The sequence below is a fragment of the Nocardia sp. NPDC004260 genome, from assembly GCF_053603155.1.
On the sequence record NZ_JBSGEZ010000291.1, the window covers coordinates 1 to 1,032 of the forward strand.

1 protein-coding gene is annotated in these 1,032 nt (G+C 56.8%); it reads right to left on the reverse strand.

Translation table 11 applies throughout. The annotated features are described in order from the left end of the window. Positions 1 to 837 precede the first annotated feature (837 nt). On the reverse strand, positions 838 to 1,032 hold a 195-nt coding region (locus tag ACWEO7_RS39720), incomplete at its 5' end, for a hypothetical protein (RefSeq protein ID WP_452431045.1).

Here is a 1,032-nt window from a genome sequence, read left to right on the forward strand (position 1 = left end):
GGACTCAGCGGGACATTGTGGAATTCAGCGACGAAATCGGAGTGGATGCCGAAGCGTGAATCGGGAGATTCTGGGAACGATAGCGAGTGATCGAGAGCGACAATGCCACCGTGGCGATCGGTTCTGTAGTTTTTCCAGTGCCGGTCGGTATTGCCGATGCCGTAGTCGAGTACAGCCATCTGTTCTCGTTGATCTAGCGGATAGAGCTGGTTCAGGCCTCGGAGCCTGTTCAATGTCGCGGGTTTCCATTTCTCTTCGTCTGGTAGCCGAATATGGGCCTTTCCTGGGTGGCTCCGAAGGGACGGGACCCACAACTGGACCGAGCCAGGCCCGTAAGCGCCGGTCGTGATAGTGGTCGGCGGGCACCCGCCCGAAGCCGAGTGCCTCGTCGAACCGGTACGCCGCTTGCTCCCGTGCTGCGAGTTGCCCACCTCCTGTGGGTATCCCGTACCGCAAAGGTCTACCGTCGGGCAACATCCCATGTAGCGTTTCCAACCAACTTGGTTTGTAGACACTCAGCGGTATGCGACCATCGGGCCCCCCGACGAAGGTTTGACTGACCCCACCTCCCAAGGGCTCAGGTTTGCCGACCAAAGGTCTCCTCATCCCTTTTTCGAAGGGGCTCATGCGATACGAGACCTGCGCAGCATTTTCCAGATCAGATACGCCCATGACAATTGGAGCATTCTTTAACCGACGAGAAAAACCATCGATGACATCATGCAATCCTCCGCCCATTCGTCCACCTTGGCCTTCGAGGATGGCAGTCAGCTTTCGGCACAGATCAGCACAAATCCTAGAATCCAACCCATTTCCTGTTCTGCAGATGAAGTTCTGCTAGTAGAGGCCGCCGTAGCCTTCGCCGAAGAACGGGCGGATTTGTCGTATATGCTGGACCATATCGGTGTAGCGGGCTGCGAGTTCGTCCTCATCGAGGTATTGACCCGGAACTAAATGGTTGAAGCGTAAACGGTGTGTGGGGCATGGAAGTAGCCGCGGACATGGCCGGGGAGTTTCTGGATGCGTCGGAAG